Below are 17,568 nucleotides of genomic sequence, written 5' to 3'. Positions count from 1 at the left end.
GTCACGGACGGCGCCGCACGACCGGCCGCCGCCACTGGCCCCCGCGGCGCGGCGGCGGGCTCGCCCGGCTCCCCGAGTAGCACCGACATGGCGAGGGCGACCATGAGGGGCGCGGCGCGGCGGTTCATCGCTCACGTCGTATACACCAACCGCGGGGCGTGACGCGCCCTGCCCCCATGGGGCGGCGGGCATCCGGGGCGAAGCGCTGCTCCGCGGGTCGACGAACGGCGCCTTCCCACGGGCGCGGGGCGGTCCGGGCTCGCCCCGCTGAGCGCGCAACGGCCGTGACCTGGGCCGCGAGAACTGCGATCGTGCGGCCAGCCAGATGAGTCCACATCGTCGTCTCGCCGTCGTGATCGCGATCGCCGTGGGCGTCGTCGGCGGCTGGGGTCGGCCTGCGGAAGCGGGCGACGGCCCCGACGTCGACGAGGCGCGACCGGACGCGAACCGCACCGCCGCGATCGCCCCGGCGCTTGCGCTGGCGTCCGGGCCCGCCGCCGGTGAGGTCGACCCCGTCCCCGGCGGGCCCTGGCCGCGGGACCGCCACTGGCTGCGGATGCTCGCGGCCGACGCGGTCTTGTTCGCGGCCATGGAGGCCTACTACTGGAGCGACTACGACGCCAACAAGGTCGACTTCGCCTACGCGGTGGACTGGCGCAACGTCCGGGCGCGCTTCGTGACGCTCGACGCGTGGCGCTTCGATGACAACATGTTCGACGTCAATGCGTGGCGGCACCCGGCCCAGGGCGCGACGACGTACCTGCTCGCGCGCAGCAACGGGTTCTCCGCGCTCGAGGCGTACTCGGTGGCGCTGGTCTTGTCGGGCGCCTGGGAGCTGCTCGGCGAGTTCCGGGAGACGGTCAGCCTCAATGACCTGATCATGACGCCGCGCGCGGGCGCGGTGATCGGGGAGTCGTTCTCTCAACTCGGCGTCTTCTTCCTCCGCAGCGACTCGAACTGGTTCAATCTGATCGCGGGCAACGCGCTCAGCGGCGGACGAGGGCTCCTGGACTCGATCGATCGCAAGCCGCGCTGGCGGTCGCGCCGGCTGGACAGCATCGGTCTCGACGACACGCTCTGGCATCGCTTCAGGTCCTACGTCGCCGCCGGAGCGCAGCAGGCCACCGGCGCCGCGGACGCCCAGCGCATCCTCCGGGTCGGGCTCGAGACCGAGGTCATCATGATCCCAGACTTCGAGCGGCCGGGGCGGGCCACGCGGCTGTACAAGGACAGCGCGTTCAGTCGCGTGCAGGTCGAGGCGACCTGGGGCGAGCACGTCCTGACGGACTTCAAGGCCCGGGCGCGGGCCGGGGTGATCGCCTGGCACCGGAAGGACATCTCGGCCGCGACCGGTGACGGCTACAACCTCATCTACGGCCTCGCCAGCGCCTACGAGTACGGCTTTCACGCCTCGACCGGGCGCGCTGGCCCGCTGACCAAGGATCGTCTCGCGATCGCCCACATCATCGGTCCCATGGTCGACGTCGTGGTCTATCGCGCGGGGATCCGCGGCCGCGCGGCCGTCGACGTGCTCGGGAATTTCGGCTTCGTGCGCAACTATGCGATCGACGAGCACCGCCGCCAGGTCCCCGACGAGGTGGTCCGGTCGACCATCCTGCGGGACAACTACCACCACGCGGTCGGGGTGACCGGCCGCGGGGGCCTCGCGGTCGGCGCCGATGGGCTCGAGGCTGGCATCGAGGTCCAGTTCGATCTGTTCCGCTCGATCCAGGGCGCCGATCGCTACCAGGAAGACATCGTCGACGACTACGCGCTCCTGGACTCGCGGAGTCAGGGCCGGTTCTGGGTCGCGTACGGCGCCGAACTGCGGCCCGACCTGGTGCTCGAGGTCGAGCTGGCGATCGAAGCGCGGGTGCGCTCCGGCACGGTGAAGGCGACCACGCAGTCAGACCAGGAGCAGCGCTACCTGGGTGGCGTGCGGCTCGGGTTCTGACGCGCCTCGAGGCCGGCGCGGTCGCGGGTCGGCTCGCGCGGATGGGGCGGCGACCGCGGCGACCGCAAGGTTGTCAAAGTTGACACCGTCCCCTCCAGACCCTCCCGGATTCATGCCCGCCCGCCACGCGCGGATCGGCGGTGACTGGGCGACCGCGGCGACCGGCGAGCGCGGCGACCGCGCGACCGCGCGACCGGGGGCGCGGGGAGCCGAAAAGTTGTCAAAGTTGACACCGTCCCCTGAACCTGATCGCCGCTCGCGACACGTCCGGACATGCACCGCCTCGTCGTCGTCGCTGTCCTCGCGCTCGCGTCCGCCTGCGTTCTGCCCGTCACTGGGGCCGCCCCGTCGGCGCCATCCGCCCCAGCAGCGGCCGCGGCCGCGGACACCCTCGCCCGGGTCCGGGCCGCGCTGCCCGGGCCCGCCGACGGGGAGGCCGAGGTCGTCGGGTCGGTGCTCGGCACGATCTACCCGCTCGACGTGGTCGCCGGCGAGTGCGTCGAGGTCGCGGCGACGGTCGAGCAGGGCGTCGGCGTGTCGCTCGCGCCGCTGTCCGAGACCACGCGTTGGTACGGCCACGAGGACGGCGCCACGGCGCTCGAGGTCCTTACCCACAGCGTGTGCGTCGACGTCGACGGGCGGGTCCACCTGCAGCTGACCTCATCGCCGCCCGCGGGCCAAGGGCCGCTGGCCCAGGTCCGGTTCGTCCTCGCCTGGCGTCGCCGACCCGAGGCCCCCGAGGTCGCCGAGGCGCGGCGGCGGGCTGACCGTGCGCGCCTGGTCGCGCGCGCCGAGGCGACCTGCGCCCGGGCCGCTTCGCCAGCGGAGTTCCACGCGTGCCGGGACCAGGCCGCCCTCGACCTCGCGGCGCGAGACGCGCGCGCCGCCGCGAGTGTCAGCCGATCGTGAGCTAGCCGGCGCCCGGCTCCGGCGCCCGGGTGTCAGCCGATCGTGAGCTAGCCGGCGCCCGGCTCCGGATCCGGGCCCTGACCTCCTGGTGTCCGCCGATCCTCCCACCCAGGAGTCCCCTACACCTGCCTGGGTCGCTTCGAAAAACCCTCGATATCAGTTCGCGCGCTTCGTCGCCAGGTCGGCCACGTGCTCGCGGATGATCGTCTCGGCGAGGTCGGGCACGACCTCCCAGACCACGCGCTCGACGATCTCCGACGACAGCTTGACCAGCGCGGCCAGCTCGGGCGAGCCGGGCGCGAGGCCCGACAGCTCGGCGAGGCGCTCGCCCATCTTCGCGAGCGTGTGCTCGACCAGGATCGACCGCTTGGTCGGCGACCCGGCGACCATCGGCGCGCGGCTGGTCGAGAACTGCGCCACCGGGACGGCGATCGGCGCGACGCCGCGCATCGTCGCCGGCGCGGCCACCGGCGTGTGGGCCACCGGTGCGTGCGCGACCGGCGCCTGCGCGACCGGACCCGTCGCCGAGCCAGGGCGTGGCGCGGGCGCGACAGCGACCGGCGCGGGGGTGTGCGCGACCGGCGCTGGACCCGGCATCTTGATCGTCGGCATGCCCATGATGGTCGCCGAGCGCGGCGGCGCGACCTTGGGCTGCGCGGCGGCCACGACCGGCGGCGGCGCGACCGGGATCGGCGTCGGCGCGGGGATCGCGGGCGTCGACGCGGGCGCCGCGGCGGCCTTGCCGGCGGCCCGGGCGACGCCGGTCGCGGCGACCTTGTCGAGGATCTCGGCGACCTTGTCGAGCATCACCTGGGTATCCCAGGGCTTGGTCAGGCTGCCGTCGGCGCCGACCTGCGCGCCCTTGGCGCCGTCGTAGGGCGCCGAGTTGCCGCACAGGATCACCACCGGGATGTCGGCGGTGGCGGGGTCCGACTTGAGCGCGTGGCACAGGTCGTAGCCGGTCTTGCCGGGCATCACCGCGTCGGCGAGGACCAGCACCGGGCGCTGGGCCTTGACCTTGTCGACGGCCTCGTCGGCCGAGCGCGCGCCCGCGTAACCGAACTCGGTCGCGCGAAAGGTGATCTCCGCCACCGTCTGCATGGTGACGCTGTCATCGGCGCAGAGAATGACCTTGCTCATCGATGCCGTTCCTCCGGAACCAGGGTGCACGAGGTGCGCTAAACCCCAGGGTTGACGATCGTTTGGTAACACAGTCCCGCGGTCACGGTCAATTTGGAGCACCTTGAATCCGCTAGGGTTTTCCCCAGCGGGGTGGGGCGCTGCGGCGGTTTTGGGCTAGATTGCGCGCGCCATGGCCGCCCCCGCAAACCCCTGCGCTGCCGAGATCGCCCGCGCCGTCGCTGCCCTCACGGGCGTCACCGTCGAAGACGTCAAGGTCGATCCGCCGCCGCGCCCCGAGCTCGGCGACTTCGCCATCCCGGTGTTCGCGCTGGCCAAGCGCACCAAGGAAGCGCCGCCGGCGCTGGCCGCGCGGATCGCCCGCGATCTGCCGCGCGCTGGCATCATCGCCGACGTCACCGCGACCGGGCCGTTCGTCAACGTCAAGGTCGATCGGGTCGCGGCGTTCGGCGTCGCGATCGACGCCGCCTGCGCGCGCGCACGCCTGGTGCCCGACCTCGGCGACGGCGCGGTCGTGTGCGTCGACTACTCGTCGCCCAACATCTCGAAGCACCTGGCCTACCACCACATCCGCTCGACCATGCTCGGCCACGCGCTGGTGCAGCTGCACGAGGCGCTCGGCTACCGCGTGGTCCGCATCAACCACCTCGGCGACTGGGGCACGACCCACGGGATGCTCCTCGCCGCCTACGAGCGCTGGGGCAGCGAGTACCCGACGATCGACGTCACCGCGCTCAACGATCTGTACGTCCGGTTCCGGGCCGCGATGAAGGTCGAGGACGGCCTCGACGCCGTGGCCCGATCCTGGTTCAAGCGCCTCGAGGACGGCGAGCCGGGCGCGCGGGCGCGCTGGAAGCAGTTCCGCGACGTGTCGCTGGCGGAGTTCGAGGCGGTCTACCGCGTCCTCGGCGTCGCGTTCGACGACGCCCGCGGCGAGTCGTTCTACGAGGACAAGATGCCCGAGATCCTCGACCTCCTGGTCGCCAAGGATCTGCTGCGCGAGAGCGAGGGCGCGCAGGTGGTCGAGATCCCCGGCGAGAAGATGCCGATGCTGATCAAGACCACCGACGGGACCACGCTCTACGCGACCCGCGATCTGGCGGCGGCGCTGTACCGCTGGCGCGCGTACCAGTTCGCGCGGTCGCTGTACGTGGTCGATCGCGGCCAGGGCCTGCACTTCAAGCAGCTGTTCGCGTGCCTGGGCTTGCTGGGCTTCGACTGGGCCAGCCGGTGCCAGCACGTGCCGTTCGGCCTGGTGCGGTTCGGCGGCAAGAAGACGTCGACCCGGGCCGCGCCCGTCGGCGGCGAGGCGGGGCGGTTCCTGCTCACCGACGTGATCGCCGAGGCCGTCGACCGCATCCGCGCCATCATCGTCGAGAAGAACCCGGACCTGCCGGCCGCCGAGGTCGAGGCCACCGCGCAGACCGTCGGGGTCGGCGCGGTCGTCTTCGCCAACGTGCTGCCGCAGCGCGATCGCGACGTCGACTTCGACTGGGACAAGGTCGTCTCGATCCAGGGCGACTCGGGCCCGTACCTGCACTACACGCTGGCCCGGTGCTGGAACATCGAGCGCAAGGCCGGCGAGGTCGTCGACGGCGCGGCCGATCTGGCGCTGCTCACCCACGACGCCGAGTGGGCGGTCGCGCGGCGGCTGCTCGACTTCGGCGACTACGTGGTCCGGGCCGCCGAAAACTGCGAGCCGCACGTGGTGGCGCACTACCTGCTCGAGCTCGCCGGTGACTTCTCGCGCTGGTACGCGCTCGGCAACGACGACGCCGCGCTGCGCGTGCTCTGCGACGACCTGGCGATCCGCCGGGCGCGCCTGGCGCTGGTCCACGCGGTCAAGCGCGCGCTGACCCGCGGCCTGGCCCTGCTCGGCCTCGGCGAGGTCCGACGGATGTAGCTACCGGCAGCCGTGGGCGCCGACGTTGAGCGGGAAGTCGCCCTCGACGTTGCCGGGCGGGTCGTAGTTGCAGACCCAGGTGTCGAGGCTGCCGCAGGTGACGACCGCGCAGCCGACCGCGACGGTGTCCTTCCAGACCACCTGCGTGAAGTGGCCGGTCTTCATCCCGAAGCCCGGGCGGCGCCAGTCGTAGTGGTCCTCCTCGCGGGCCCACATGGCGACGACGGCGTCGGCGTCGAGCGCGCCGGCGGTGCCGGCCGCGAGGTTCTCGCCGTGCTCCGACTGCGAGTGCTCGAACGCGCAGCCCGCGGCGGCGAGGTGCTGGGCCCAGGCCTCGGCCTCGGCGGCGAGCGCGTCGGACCACACCAGCGGCGGCGCGCAGTGCTCGGCGCGGACGCGGTTGTGGGCGGTGACGATCGGCGGCGCGTCGACGATGCCCTTCATCGTGACCCGCTCGAGGTCGTCGGCGGGCGGCGGCGGCGGCGGCGGCGGTGGCGGCTCGACCTCGACGTGCTCCTCCCGCAGCACGCGCTCGTCGCGCACCTGGCGGTGGGCGGGCGGCGAGCATGCGCCGACCGCGCCGGCGGCGAGCAGCGCCGCCGCGATCGCGCGGCGTCGCGGCGCGGCCGGACTGGCGCGGCGCGGTGGGCGGGCGGCGGTCATTGGCAGCCTCGCGCGGCGACGTTGAGCGGGAAGTCGCCCTCGACGTTGCCGGGCGGATCGTAGTTGCAGACCCAGGTGTCGAGGCTGCCGCAGGTGACGACCGCGCAGCCGACGGCGATCGTGTCCTTCCAGACCACCTGCGTGAAGTGGCCGGTCTTCATCCCGAAGCCCGGGCGGCGCCAGTCGTAGTGGTCCTCCTCGCGGGCCCACATGGCGACGACGGCGTCGGGGTCGAGCGCGCCGGCGGTGCCGGCCGCGAGGTTCTCGCCGTGCTCGGACCGCGAGTGCTCGAACGCGCAGCCGGAGGCGGCGAGGTGCTGGGCCCAGGCCTCGGCCTCGGCGGCGAGCGCGTCGGACCACACCAGCGGCGGCGCGCAGTGCTCGGCGCGGACGCGATTGTGGGCCACGACGATCGGCGGCGCGGGGCTGACGCCCTCGTCCCTCATGTCGCGCGCACGCTCCTTGTAGAGCCGCGTGTCGTCGAGCGTCAGGGCCGCGGCCATCGGCACCGGCCGCGCCGCGACCGGCTGCGGGGGTGGCGCCCCGCCCGACGCGGCCGGCTTCGACGCGTGGCAGGCGGCCAGCCCGACGATCAGCGACAACGACGGCGAGCGCGCGCGCATGTGCGACCAGCATGCCACGCCCGCCCGCGCGCCGCGTGGTCATCCACGCTGGAGAACGAAGGCTCCGGCTCCGGCTCCGGCTCCGGCTCCGGCTCCGGCTCCGGCTCCGGCTCCGACTCCGGCTCCGGCTCCGGCTCCGGCTCCGACCTCCGGCTCCGGCTCCGGCTCCGGGTCCGGCACCGGCTCCGGCTCCGGCTCCGGCTCCGGCTCCGGTTCCGGCCTCCGGCTCCGGCTCCGGCTCCGGCTCCGGCTCCGGCTCCGGCTCCGGCTCCGGCTCCGGCTCCGGCTCCGGCTCCGGTTCCGGCTCCGGCTCCGGCTCCGGCTCCGGCTCCGGCTCCGGCTCCGGCTCCGGTTCCGGCTCCGGCTCCGGCTCCGAGCGAAGTGTCGTCGGGCCGTCGTAGAGTGCGCGCATGAGCGATCTCGCCGCCCGGTTCGTCGACGCCCAGGCCCGCATCAAGCCGGTCACGGGGCTCGGCAACGACGTCATGCTCGCGATGTACGCGCTGTTCAAGCAGGCCACGGTCGGCGACGTCAGCGGCGGCCGGCCGGGCATGCTCGACCTGCGCGGCCGCGCCAAGTACGACGCGTGGGCCGGGCGCAAGGGCATGACCAAGGACGCGGCGATGACCGCGTACGTCGAGCTGGTCGACCGCCACGCTCGCTGACCGGCGGTGGCCGGCGCGTGACCGCGGGGCGCTGGCCGCCGCGCTGACCGGCCGCGGTCAGCGGGTGTGGTGCAGGATCACGCCGACCACGCCGACGCACCCGACGACGATGCCGACCACCGAGCCGAAGATCCGATCGCGGATCGCCGGATCGGCGCGATCGCCGCCGAGCGCCTTCTTGAGGCGGTAGCTGTCGATGCCGATCCAGTAGGTCGCGGCGCCGCCGATGACCGTCGACAGGAACCAGTTGTACGCCTCGGCCGAGACCAGCTCGCTGCTCACGACGCCGCCTCCAGGGCCGGGCCGGTCGGGGCCGCGGCCGCGCCGGGGATCGGGTCGAACGCCATGCGCTTGGTGTCGTGGATCATGACCACGGTCATCAGCGCGGCGAACACCCAGAAGAAGTAGGTGGGCTGGTAGTTGTTGGTGCCGAACGCGCCGAGGTAGGCGGCGTAGGCGACCAGCCGCTCCATCGCGTGGCTCTGGTAGTTGGTCGTGCGGCCGGCGCGCTTGGCGTAGACCGCCCGCAGGACCATGTTGATCGCGCCGAGCGCGACGATGATGACCACCGGCGGCCACGGCACCCAGCCGTAGGCGGTGACCACGATCATCGCGAAGCCGTAGCAGAGCGCGTCGGCGATCGCGTCGAACATCTCGCCGAACGGGGTCTGGCACTTGAACGCGCGCGCGACCGCGCCGTCGAACAGGTCGAGCACGCCGCACACGATCAGGAACAAGGTCGCGTACTGCTGGTAGCCGTGGTCGACCGCCCACACGAACGGCGGCAGCGTGAGGAACCGCGACGCCGTGACGGCGTTGGCGGGGTTGATGTTTCCGGCCATCGTGATCCTGGTGGTGGCTAGGGCACCGCGTCGACGGTGTCGGGGGCGTCGGGCGGCGGCTCCTCGGGCAGCGGCCGCCCGGCCGGGTCGACCCGGCGGTAGCGCGTGAACGCGAACGCGATCCGCTGCAGCAAGGACACGTGCGACATGATCGCGACCGCCCACGCGCCCGCCAGCATCGGCCGGAGGTCGTGGAGCAGCGCGGTGAAGAACAGCCCGGTGCCGAAGTAGATGATGAACTCGGCCGAGCCGAACAGCCCGACCACGTCGATCGGGTGGCCGATCTTGCCCTTCTCGCGCCAGATGTCCTGCTGGGCCTCGGCGTAGACCGACAGCTTGATGATCACGTTGGTCAGCGCGCCGGTGATGCCGACGCCCATGACGATCAGCGCGTGCGGGTAGTCGTACGACACCGCGATGCAGCCGCCCGCGAACGCGACGCCCAGGGTCCAGCGGTCGACGACGTCGTCCATGACCGCGCCGAAGGTCGACCGCTCGTTGTAGTTGCGCGCCCGGAACCCGTCGATGTGATCGATCAGGCCGCGCACGAGCAAGAGCGCGAACCCGGTCCACCAGTGGCCGTAGAACAGCGCCACGCCGCAGGCGGCGCCGAGCGCCGCGCCGAACACCGTCCACTGGGTGGCGTGGATCGGCAGCCGCGCGATCGTCGCGACCACGGGGTGGAGGACCTTGTCGAGGTGCTTGCGGACGGCGAAGAGGTTCATGGGCTCACCCGGCCGCGCGGACGGCGGTCAGCACCTCGGCCAGCGTGGCGAGGAACGTGTCGATCTGCGCCGCGGTCACGACCAGCGGCGGCTGCAGCCGCAGCACGTTGCCGTGGGTGCCGCTCATCGTGATCAGCATGCCGGCGTCGTGGAGCGCGTCCTTGATCGCCGCCAGCGCCGGCTTGGGCAGGACCGCCTTCGAGTCCCGGTCGGCGACCAGCTCGATGCCGCCGAGCAGGCCGGTGAAGCGGACGTCGCCGATCCACGGGTCGCGCAGCGCCCACGCCGCCTCGGTGAAGTGCCGACCCATCGCGGCGGCGTTGTCGATCATGCCCTCGTCGAGGAGCGTCTCGATCAGCGCGATGCCGGCCGCGGCCGAGACCGCGTTGCCGCCCGAGGTCGGGGTCGTGCCGCCGAAGAACTTCGAGATCACGCCGGTGCCGGCGCAGGTCATCGCCAGCGAGCCGACGCCGCCCGACAGGCCCTTGCCGCCCGAGACGATCTCGGGCTCGAGGCCGTAGTGCTCGAGGCCGAACATCTTGCCGCTGCGGCCGAGCCCGGTCTGGACCTCGTCGATCACCAGCAGCATGCCGTGCTTCTTGCGGAGCGCGTCGAGGCGATCCCACCACTTCGTCGGCGGCGCCAGGCCGCCGACCGACTGGATCGGCTCGGCCAGGATCGCGCCGGCCGGGCGCGCGGTGAACTGCGCGTCGACGCCGTCGAGGCACTCGACCTTGCAGGTCGTGGCCGGCCCGAACTTGCAGCGGTAACAGTACGCGTTCGGGATGGCGTAGGTGTGATCGCCGAGCGGCTTGCCGGCGCTGTCGCGGTACTTCTCGCTGGCGGTGACCTCGAGCGCGCCGAGGCTGAGCCCGTGGTACGCGTTCTCGAGGTAGGCGACGTCGGTCTTGCCCGACGCCTGCCGCGCCATCTTGAGCGCGAACTCGTTGGCCTCGGAGCCGCCGGTCGAGAAGAACGCCTGGTTGATCGACCTCGGCAGCAGGTTGACCAGGCGCTCGGCGAGCAGGATCGCCGGGATGGTGCCGTGCTTGCCCGAGACCTGCAGCACCTGGGTCAGCTGCTGGGTGGCGGCCTCGACGATGCGCGGGTGGCAGTGGCCCGCGTTGTTGACGAAGTAGCCCGCGGTGAAGTCGAGGTAGTCCTTGCCGTGGACATCGGTGATGACGCAGCCCTTGGCTCGCGCGACGATGACCGGCTCACCCTTGGGGTGAGTCCACGGACGCATGATGTACTGCTCGTCCTTGGCGATGATCTCGTCAGCTTCGGCGGCGGTGAGGGTCGGCTGAGTCACTGCGGATCCTTGTCGGCTGAGCGCGCGCACGAGCGCGGACGGGCTGCCCCCGGAGGCAGGGGCGCCAAGCGGTATCGCAGCCGGCGAATCGTTGTCAAGTTGAGCAGTTACGTAGATGTCACCAGTTGGTGACATGGGCAGGCCATCCGGCGATGACGCCTCGCGGCGAATCTCAGGCACTTGCGGCGACCGGGGAGCTGGCGTGTTCATCTGCCTCGAACACACTGCGATCTCGGTGCCAGACTCGAAGCGCCTGTCCGACCACCCGGCCGGCCGAGATCTCGAAGATGCGGTAGCGAGCGGTCCGATCTGGGTGACCCGCCTCGTAAGTGCCTGATTGAATGCCGAGCACGTCGATGGTGCCGGACGGACCATCCAACGATTCCTTCATGTTCCGATGCTCGTGACCGTGGATGATCACGTCGGCCCCGCAGTCCTTGATGACCGCAGCGAACTCGGCGCGATCCTTGAGCCCGCGGATCGCCGACGCCGCGCGCTTGCCGGCGGGTGGGTGGTGGATCGCGACGACACGACACAGGCCGGCGAGGCGCGGATCGGCGAGCGCGGTGCGCAGGCGCGCAAGCTGCGTGGCACCCACGCGACCGTAGGCGGTGAACCACGGCGTCTGCATGCTGGTCGACAGGCCGATCAGCGCCAGCTCGCCGCGCACCCGCACGATCGGCCAGCGATCGGCCAGGGTCGGCGCGCCCTCGGTCGGCCACGCCCAGCCGTCGTCGCTGGTGGCGTAGTCGCCGAACGCCTCGGCGAAGTGCTGGGTGCCGGCCTCGATGTACGCGTCGTGGTTGCCGGGCAGCACGGTGACGCCGTCGGTGCCGTGGCGCAGGCGATCGAAGCGCGCGCGCGCGAACCGGAACTCGCCCGGCAGCGCCAGGTTGGTGACGTCGCCGGTGCAGATCACGTGATCGATCTGCTGGGCGTTGAGATCCTCGACCATGTGGTCGAAGGCGGCCGTGTGGTAGTGGCGGCTGCGGCTGGTGATCAGGTTCATCCGCCCGATCCACCGCTTGTTCAGGTAGTCGAGCGCGCGCGCCCCGTCGAGCGACAACAGGTGCAGGTCGGAGCAGTGCGCGAGCCGCATCCTGCCGATGTACGCCGGACCAGGGGCCGGCGCAACCGCGGGCGGATCGTCAGCGGCCCAGGGCGTCAGCGGCCCAGGTCGACCGTGGTCCAGCCCGACAGCGTCGGCGGCCCCATCAGCACGTCCTTGAGGCTGGCCTGGGCGTGGGCCTTGCGGAAGGCGTCGCTGCCGACCCAGGCGCGGAACGCCGCCTCGTCGGTCCACTGCACGTGCGACGAGTAGAGCTGCGCGCCGCCGGGTTCGGTGCCGCCCTTGAGCAGGTGGAACTGCAGGAAGCCGGCGACGCCGTCGAGGTACGAGTCGCGCTCGCGCCACGCGCGCTCGAAGTCGTCGGTCCGATCGGCCTGGACCCGGAACTGATTCATCGCGATGAACATGCCTGCGCTCTACCACGGCGCCGCGGGCGGGGCGCCGCCGTCATGGCCAGGGCCGGCCGCGCGGGCGCCGGCACCGAGGCGGTCGACCGTCGGCTGGTCGGCGCGCCTACCGGCCGCCGTCGAACGCGCGGATGTGGCCGCCGATGCCGAGGCCGGCCGAGGTCTGGCCCGAGATCACGTCCTTGCCGGCGAAGCCGCCGACGGTGATCCACGGCGTCAGCCAGACGTCGGCGCGGACCCGGCCCTCGACGAGGCCGCGCCCGACCACGTGGCGCTCGGTGGTCTCGCACGCACCGCGGACGCTGGTGGCCTCGACCACCAGGCCCTGGCCGCCGGCCATGAGCTCGGCGCCGAGCGACAGCCGGCCCATCGGATGATCGACGCCCAGCACCGCGCCGCCCATGATCATCGTGTCGGCGCTCGAGCGCAGCGACGTCATCGCGTCGCTGGTCGCCATCTGCTGGGTGCGGTCGTCGGCCATGACGGCGGCGACGCCGCCCTCGATCCCGACGTAGACGCGGCCGCGGTGGCCGAGCAGGCGCAGCTTGGCGCCGGTGGCCAGGGCCTGGTCGCCGAGATCCTCGCCGACGACGCGGTAGGCGTAGTCGGCGCCGAACGAGTGGTGGACCGTGCCGCCGACGTCGACGTCGCCGAAGTCGACCCGGGCGCTCCAGGTCGACAGCTCGAGCGCCAGCGCGGGCATGTGCTCGGGGATGGCCCAGCCGGCGCCGAACGACGAGCACTGCCGGTAGCCGTGCACGTCGGTGGTGTCGTAGCAGGCGGGCGCGGCGCTGGTGACGTAGCCGCTGTCGGAGTTGCTCGACCCGCCGCCGTCGCTCGACGAGCTGCCGCTCGACGAGTCGCCGCTCGACGAGCCACCGCAGGCGTGGGCGACCGTGACCCGGACCAGGCCGAGCGCGACCGTGGCGACGACCACGCGCGCGATCACGGCGTCACCTCCGCGACGCGGCCGGGCTCGGGCGCGACGCACATCATCGACGGGGCGCCGCCCTCGGTGATCTGGCCGACCTCGACGCACACCTCGATCAGATCGGTGCCGAAGTCGCGCGCGCTCCGGTACTCGAGGCGCTCGCGGCCGATGCCCCGGGCCTCGAGCTTCTGGCGCGCGATCTCGCCGTAGGGATCGTACGCGACCAGCGCGACCCGCTCGCCGGCGGAGGTGCGGCCGGTGGCGCGCACCGCGGAGAGATCGACGTGGACCGCGTGATCGCAGCGGTTGCCGAACTGGAAGTCGACGACCGGACCGGGCGCGACGGCGTCGCGCGTGCCGGCCACGGCGAGGTCGAGGCAGCCGATGGTCGCGAGCTGGCCTGTGAAGCTTTCACCGCGTGCGGCGAAGCTGCCTGGTGAATATGTGGCGCAGCCCAGGAGTCCGACGGCTGCAACCGACCCGACGAGCACGGCGATGGACGGCATGGGGCCGAGCTGGTGCAAACCGCGCACCACCCGCCGAGGCGGTGAGGCCCGCGACATCAGGCGCCGTGCGTCCGTGCGTGTGGCGGCCCCACCACACTCGGTCGAGCATGCGCGACGTCGTCACAACACCCGCGCGCGGTGACGCGCGGCACACGCGTCAGCGGCGAGCGCGCCGTCGGCCAGGCGTGAGGTGGTCACGACACCCCGCGCGCGGTGACGCGCGGCCCACGCGTCAGCGGCGACCGCGCCGTCGGCCAGGCGCGCGCGGCCCACGCGTCAGCGGCGAGCGCGCCGTCGGCCAGGCGCGAGGTGGTCACGACACCCCGCGCTCGGTGACGCGCGGGTCAGCGACGGGCTTCGGCGCGGCGACCGGACGAGCCGCTGGCGCCGCCCGCGTTGGTCGCCCGGCGCTGGCGCACCGACAGCGGCGGCTCGGCGCGGTACGCGACCGCGGCCCGGTTCTCGACGCGCACGACCAGCCGCAGGCCGCTCCAGACGTCGTCGATCGCGCACACCTTGTTGTCGACGAGACCGCCGGCCAGGCCGATGCGGCGGACCACGTCCTCGGTGATGTCGGTCGGGCGCTTCGAGGCCTTCTTGGGCCACGCGATCCACAGGCCGCCGTCGGGGTGCATCCGCGACGTCAGCACCGCGAACCGACGCTCGAGCTCGGTGACGCGATCGACGAAGTAGACGAGCACGTCGATCGGGCCCTGGCGCAGCTGCCGGAACACGCGCGCGCCCTCGGGGACCTCGACCTTGGTGGCGAACGACGCCGGCTCCTTGCCGAGCACGACCACCGCGTGGCCGGGCTTGATGCCCAGCTTCTTCGCGAGAGGTGTACCCGAGTACCCGGCCATGGCGACCCATGATGCCCGCTCCACCCGGCCTGGCAATGGCCGGGACGAGAGTCTTTGAGGGGAGGATCGCGCCAGCAGATCCGGGCGGTTGCCGGGCTCGGCGGGCCCGCGCGCCGTCCGACTACCCGCTCAGCGCCCGTCGGCATCCCGCCGCGCCCCGACACGGTGACCGGCCCGGACGTACAAGGGGCGCCATGCCGACCGTGCTCGTCGTCGCTCGTCCCAGCCTGTCGCGGGCCGCCTGGGTCCGCGGGCTCACCGCGGGCGGGTTCGAGGTCGTCCAGACCGAGTCGCTCCTGCAGGCGCTGGCGGTGCTCGACGACACCGCCGTCGCGGCGATGCTCTACGAGCCGCCGTCGGTCGACGAGCAGCGGGTGCTCGGCGCGGTGTCGAACCTGTGCGATCTGCCGCCGATCGTGGTGATCACCGAGGCGCTGGCGCCGCTGGCGAGCCGGCTCCCGGCGCTGCGTCGGCTGACGCCCCGGACCCCGAGCGGGCGCGTGGTCGCGTGCGTCGCGGCGTTCGCGGCGCGGCCGCCGGTGCCGCCGAGCCGGCTGCCGTTCCGGGTCTGCCCGGCGGTCGAGGCCCAGTGGACCGTGCGCGGGCGGGCCGAGGTGGGTGCGACGATCGGGCCCGACGCCGACGGCTTCGACGGCAAGACCCAGCCCGAGGGCTACGCGCTGACCGACGTCTGAGCGCTGCGGGTTCGTCGCCGAACTTGGTGCTCGACCGAAACAGTCACACCCTCTGATCGGAGGTCCCGGCGGCGCGGCGCGCCATCGCGGCCACGGCCTCGACCCAGTCGGGGCTGGCGTTGAGCGACGGCACCAGCACCAGCTCCTCGCCGCCGAGCTGCTTCCAGGTCGCGACGGCGCGCATGCCGATCTCCTCGACGGTCTCGAGGCAGTCGGCCACGAACGCCGGGCACAGCACGACCACGCGCTTGACGCCCCGGCCCGCCAGCTCGATCAGCGCGTCGTCGAAGTAGGGACGGATCCACGGGATCTTGCCCAGGCGCGACTGGAACGCGACCGACACCTGCTCGGCCGGCAGCCCGAGCCGCGTCGTCAGCGCGCGCGCGGTGGCGTAGCACTGGGCGCGGTAGCAGTCGCGGTTGCCGGCGTCGAGGCGATCGCAGCACGACGTCGTCGCCAGGCACCGATCGCCGGCCGGATCCGCGGCGCGCATGTGGCGCTCGGGCAGGCCGTGGAACGAGCACAGCACGTGATCGGGCTGGTGGGCCGCGAGGACCGGCGCGGCCACCGCCACCTCGGCGTCGAGGAAGCCGGCGTCGTCGTGGAACGCCGGCACCGTCAGCAGGCGCGGGACCGTCAGGCGCGCGGCCGCGAGCCGGTACAGCTCCTCGAGCGCGCTGCCGCTCGACGACGACGCCGTGTGCGGGAACAGCGGCAGCGCGACGATGCGCTCGACGCCGGCGGCGATCAGGCGATCCAGCGCGCTGGCGATCGACGGGTTGCCGTAGCGCATGCCGAGCTCGACCACCCAGCCGGGGCCGAGGCGCGCGGCCACCGCCTCCTGTAGATCGCGGCTGTTGTAGAGCAGGGGCGAGCCGCGGGTGGCGTCCCAGATCTGCTGGTACGCGTGCGCGCTCTTGCGCGGGCGGGTCGGCAAGATGATCAGGTTGAGCAGGAGCGCGCGCCCCACGGCGTTCATGTCGAGGACCCGCGGGTCGCCGAGGAACTGGCGCAGGTAGCGCCGGACGGCGCCCGGGCTCGGGTCGTCCGGGGTGCCGAGATTGATCAGGAGCAGACCGTCCGCCACCGGCGGTGTGTAGCACGGTCCGACGTCGCGGCCGATGCGCACGCGCGGTGCGGTTCGGGATCCGGGCCGGGCGAGCCGCGGAGGGAGATCGAGTACAGTGCGCGCCCATGTCTGCTCTGGCCGATGTCTACGGCGATCTCCTGATCGTCCGTCCGCCCGTGCCTGCCACCTGCAACAAGGCCGGCGCGAACTACAAGAGCGAGGTCACGCATCTCGAGTACTCACCGCGCACCGCGTACGACGAGTGGCTGTCGATCTGCGACGGCATCGTCGCGTGCGGCGGCGACGCGCTCTACCAGTTCGAGGAGGTCGACGATCGGTACCTGGGCCACGCGGCGCTGGAGGTCGACGGCGGCGGCGACATCCGCCCGGCCGGCTCGCGCGAGGTGCTGGGCAACCTGGCCGACGTGGCCACCGGGCGCGTGTTCACCGCCAACGGCCCGTGGGTGACGGTGCGCGACCGGACGATCCGCGCGGTGATGCAGCACATGCTGGCGCACCGGCGCGGCGAGGCCTCCTATTATGAGGTGCTGCTGGGCCGGATCGCCGACGCCAGCGGCAGCGCGCTCGAGATCACCGCGAACCCGCACCGCTGGGAGGGCATGGCCGACGTCGCCGTCGTCGGCGAGCAGGTCGTGCTCACCTACGCCGTGCCCGGCCACTACGACCAGGGCGTCGGCCCGAAGTCGCAGCGCAGCTCCCGCGAGGGCGTCGCGTTCGCGGCCGATCACGCCGGCGTGCCCGCCGACGCGCGCGTGTTCGCCGAGCTGGTCTACCCGCACTTCCACGGCGACACGGTCCACTTCGGCGCGCGGCCGCCCGGCGGCGACCCGGTCCTGGTCCACTACGCCGGCGGGCTCTGGAGCGACGGGCACGATCGCGTCCTCGGCGCGCTCGGGCGGACCGTGCCGATCGGCATGGACGACGCGGTCCGCGCCTACGCCGGCAACTCGCGCCAGGTCGGCGCCGGGCTGCTGGTGCCCGAGGGGGTCAGCGCCAGCTTCCTCGACGCGATGACCAAGCTGGGCCTGACCAACCACGCGGTGCCGCTGTTCGAGCTGTTCGGCAAGGCCGGCGGCGGTCCGGCGTGCGCGACGCTGTACCTGCCGAAGTCGCTGGCCGTCGCACCTGACGCACCCTTCCGCTACAGCGTGTCGCGCGACCTGGCCAAGGCACGTCGGCAGGCGATCCCGGAGCGACTCTCCGTCGCGGCCGACTACTTCCGAGGTCGCGCTCGCGGCTGAACTCGCCTAACGCGCCATGATCATTGATCCCGC

19 protein-coding genes are annotated in these 17,568 nt (G+C 72.8%); 6 read left to right on the top strand and 13 right to left on the bottom strand.

Annotated features, from left to right (window positions below; genetic code table 11):
• Window positions 1-352 precede the first annotated feature (352 nt).
• Both IPL61_39730 and IPL61_39725 read left to right on the top strand, forming a co-directional pair.
• Window positions 353-1,954 carry a DUF3943 domain-containing protein gene (locus IPL61_39730; protein ID MBK9037313.1) on the top strand — a complete coding sequence of 534 codons (1,602 nt, stop codon included), beginning with the start codon at window positions 353-355 and terminating at the stop codon, window positions 1,952-1,954.
• Between the two features lie 273 nt (window positions 1,955-2,227).
• Window positions 2,228-2,863 (top strand): hypothetical protein, encoded by a 636-nt coding sequence (locus IPL61_39725; protein MBK9037312.1) that lies wholly within the window; start codon window positions 2,228-2,230, stop codon window positions 2,861-2,863.
• Window positions 2,864-3,019: 156 nt separating this feature from the next.
• On the opposite strand, the gene IPL61_39720 is transcribed toward IPL61_39725, so the two are convergent.
• Window positions 3,020-4,003, bottom strand: a complete 984-nt coding sequence (locus tag IPL61_39720; protein ID MBK9037311.1) for a response regulator — start codon at window positions 4,001-4,003, stop codon at window positions 3,020-3,022.
• 172 nt (window positions 4,004-4,175) lie between these two features.
• Between IPL61_39720 and argS the strand changes: the two genes are divergently transcribed.
• Window positions 4,176-5,906 carry an arginine--tRNA ligase gene (gene argS, locus IPL61_39715; GenBank protein MBK9037310.1) on the top strand — a complete coding sequence of 577 codons (1,731 nt, stop codon included), beginning with the start codon at window positions 4,176-4,178 and terminating at the stop codon, window positions 5,904-5,906.
• On the opposite strand, the gene IPL61_39710 is transcribed toward argS, so the two are convergent.
• Window positions 5,907-6,569 (bottom strand): hypothetical protein, encoded by a 663-nt coding sequence (locus IPL61_39710; protein MBK9037309.1) that lies wholly within the window; start codon window positions 6,567-6,569, stop codon window positions 5,907-5,909.
• Complete coding sequence (locus IPL61_39705) at window positions 6,566-7,192, bottom strand: hypothetical protein (GenBank protein ID MBK9037308.1); 627 nt, start codon at window positions 7,190-7,192, stop codon at window positions 6,566-6,568. Before IPL61_39705 ends, IPL61_39710 begins: the two co-directional genes overlap by 4 nt.
• Window positions 7,193-7,602: 410 nt before the next feature.
• Here IPL61_39705 and IPL61_39700 point away from each other — a divergent pair, with 410 nt between their 5' ends.
• Window positions 7,603-7,857: an acyl-CoA-binding protein gene (locus IPL61_39700; GenBank protein ID MBK9037307.1), complete on the top strand. Its 255-nt coding sequence runs from the start codon at window positions 7,603-7,605 to the stop codon at window positions 7,855-7,857.
• Between the two features lie 57 nt (window positions 7,858-7,914).
• Here IPL61_39700 and IPL61_39695 read toward each other — a convergent pair whose 3' ends face one another.
• The 9 genes from IPL61_39695 to IPL61_39655 all read right to left on the bottom strand — a co-directional run bounded on the left by IPL61_39695 (window position 7,915) and on the right by IPL61_39655 (window position 14,509).
• The gene (locus IPL61_39695; GenBank protein MBK9037306.1) at window positions 7,915-8,139 is read right to left on the bottom strand and encodes a hypothetical protein; all 225 of its coding nucleotides are present in this window, start codon (window positions 8,137-8,139) and stop codon (window positions 7,915-7,917) included.
• Window positions 8,136-8,699: a CDP-alcohol phosphatidyltransferase family protein gene (locus tag IPL61_39690; GenBank protein ID MBK9037305.1), complete on the bottom strand. Its 564-nt coding sequence runs from the start codon at window positions 8,697-8,699 to the stop codon at window positions 8,136-8,138. Before IPL61_39690 ends, IPL61_39695 begins: the two co-directional genes overlap by 4 nt.
• A 17-nt stretch (window positions 8,700-8,716) precedes the next feature.
• The gene (locus tag IPL61_39685) at window positions 8,717-9,424 is read right to left on the bottom strand and encodes a CDP-alcohol phosphatidyltransferase family protein (GenBank protein MBK9037304.1); all 708 of its coding nucleotides are present in this window, start codon (window positions 9,422-9,424) and stop codon (window positions 8,717-8,719) included.
• A 4-nt stretch (window positions 9,425-9,428) separates the two neighbouring features.
• The gene (locus tag IPL61_39680) at window positions 9,429-10,736 is read right to left on the bottom strand and encodes an aspartate aminotransferase family protein (protein ID MBK9037303.1); all 1,308 of its coding nucleotides are present in this window, start codon (window positions 10,734-10,736) and stop codon (window positions 9,429-9,431) included.
• 172 nt (window positions 10,737-10,908) lie between these two features.
• Window positions 10,909-11,835: a metallophosphoesterase gene (locus IPL61_39675; GenBank protein MBK9037302.1), complete on the bottom strand. Its 927-nt coding sequence runs from the start codon at window positions 11,833-11,835 to the stop codon at window positions 10,909-10,911.
• A gap of 65 nt (window positions 11,836-11,900) precedes the next feature.
• Entirely contained in the window at window positions 11,901-12,212 is a 312-nt protein-coding gene (locus IPL61_39670) for an antibiotic biosynthesis monooxygenase (protein ID MBK9037301.1), read from the bottom strand.
• Between the two features lie 106 nt (window positions 12,213-12,318).
• Window positions 12,319-13,161, bottom strand: a complete 843-nt coding sequence (locus tag IPL61_39665) for a hypothetical protein (protein ID MBK9037300.1) — start codon at window positions 13,159-13,161, stop codon at window positions 12,319-12,321.
• Window positions 13,158-13,649 carry a hypothetical protein gene (locus tag IPL61_39660; protein MBK9037299.1) on the bottom strand — a complete coding sequence of 164 codons (492 nt, stop codon included), beginning with the start codon at window positions 13,647-13,649 and terminating at the stop codon, window positions 13,158-13,160. The genes IPL61_39665 and IPL61_39660 overlap by 4 nt, the downstream gene beginning before the upstream one ends.
• A gap of 344 nt (window positions 13,650-13,993) precedes the next feature.
• Window positions 13,994-14,509, bottom strand: a complete 516-nt coding sequence (locus IPL61_39655) for a DUF3052 family protein (protein ID MBK9037298.1) — start codon at window positions 14,507-14,509, stop codon at window positions 13,994-13,996.
• Window positions 14,510-14,703: 194 nt separating this feature from the next.
• Here IPL61_39655 and IPL61_39650 point away from each other — a divergent pair, with 194 nt between their 5' ends.
• Complete coding sequence (locus IPL61_39650) at window positions 14,704-15,204, top strand: hypothetical protein (protein MBK9037297.1); 501 nt, start codon at window positions 14,704-14,706, stop codon at window positions 15,202-15,204.
• A gap of 43 nt (window positions 15,205-15,247) precedes the next feature.
• Here IPL61_39650 and hemH read toward each other — a convergent pair whose 3' ends face one another.
• Window positions 15,248-16,291 carry a ferrochelatase gene (hemH, locus tag IPL61_39645; GenBank protein MBK9037296.1) on the bottom strand — a complete coding sequence of 348 codons (1,044 nt, stop codon included), beginning with the start codon at window positions 16,289-16,291 and terminating at the stop codon, window positions 15,248-15,250.
• Between the two features lie 107 nt (window positions 16,292-16,398).
• On the opposite strand from hemH, the gene IPL61_39640 reads away from it, so the two are divergent.
• Complete coding sequence (locus IPL61_39640) at window positions 16,399-17,535, top strand: hypothetical protein (GenBank protein MBK9037295.1); 1,137 nt, start codon at window positions 16,399-16,401, stop codon at window positions 17,533-17,535.
• Window positions 17,536-17,568 lie beyond the last annotated feature (33 nt).

This window comes from Myxococcales bacterium (assembly GCA_016717005.1).
GTDB lineage: Bacteria > Myxococcota_A > Polyangia > Haliangiales > Haliangiaceae > UBA2376.
The sequence above is the reverse complement of the archived record's forward strand: the minus strand, read 5'-3'. Positions and strand labels throughout refer to the sequence as shown.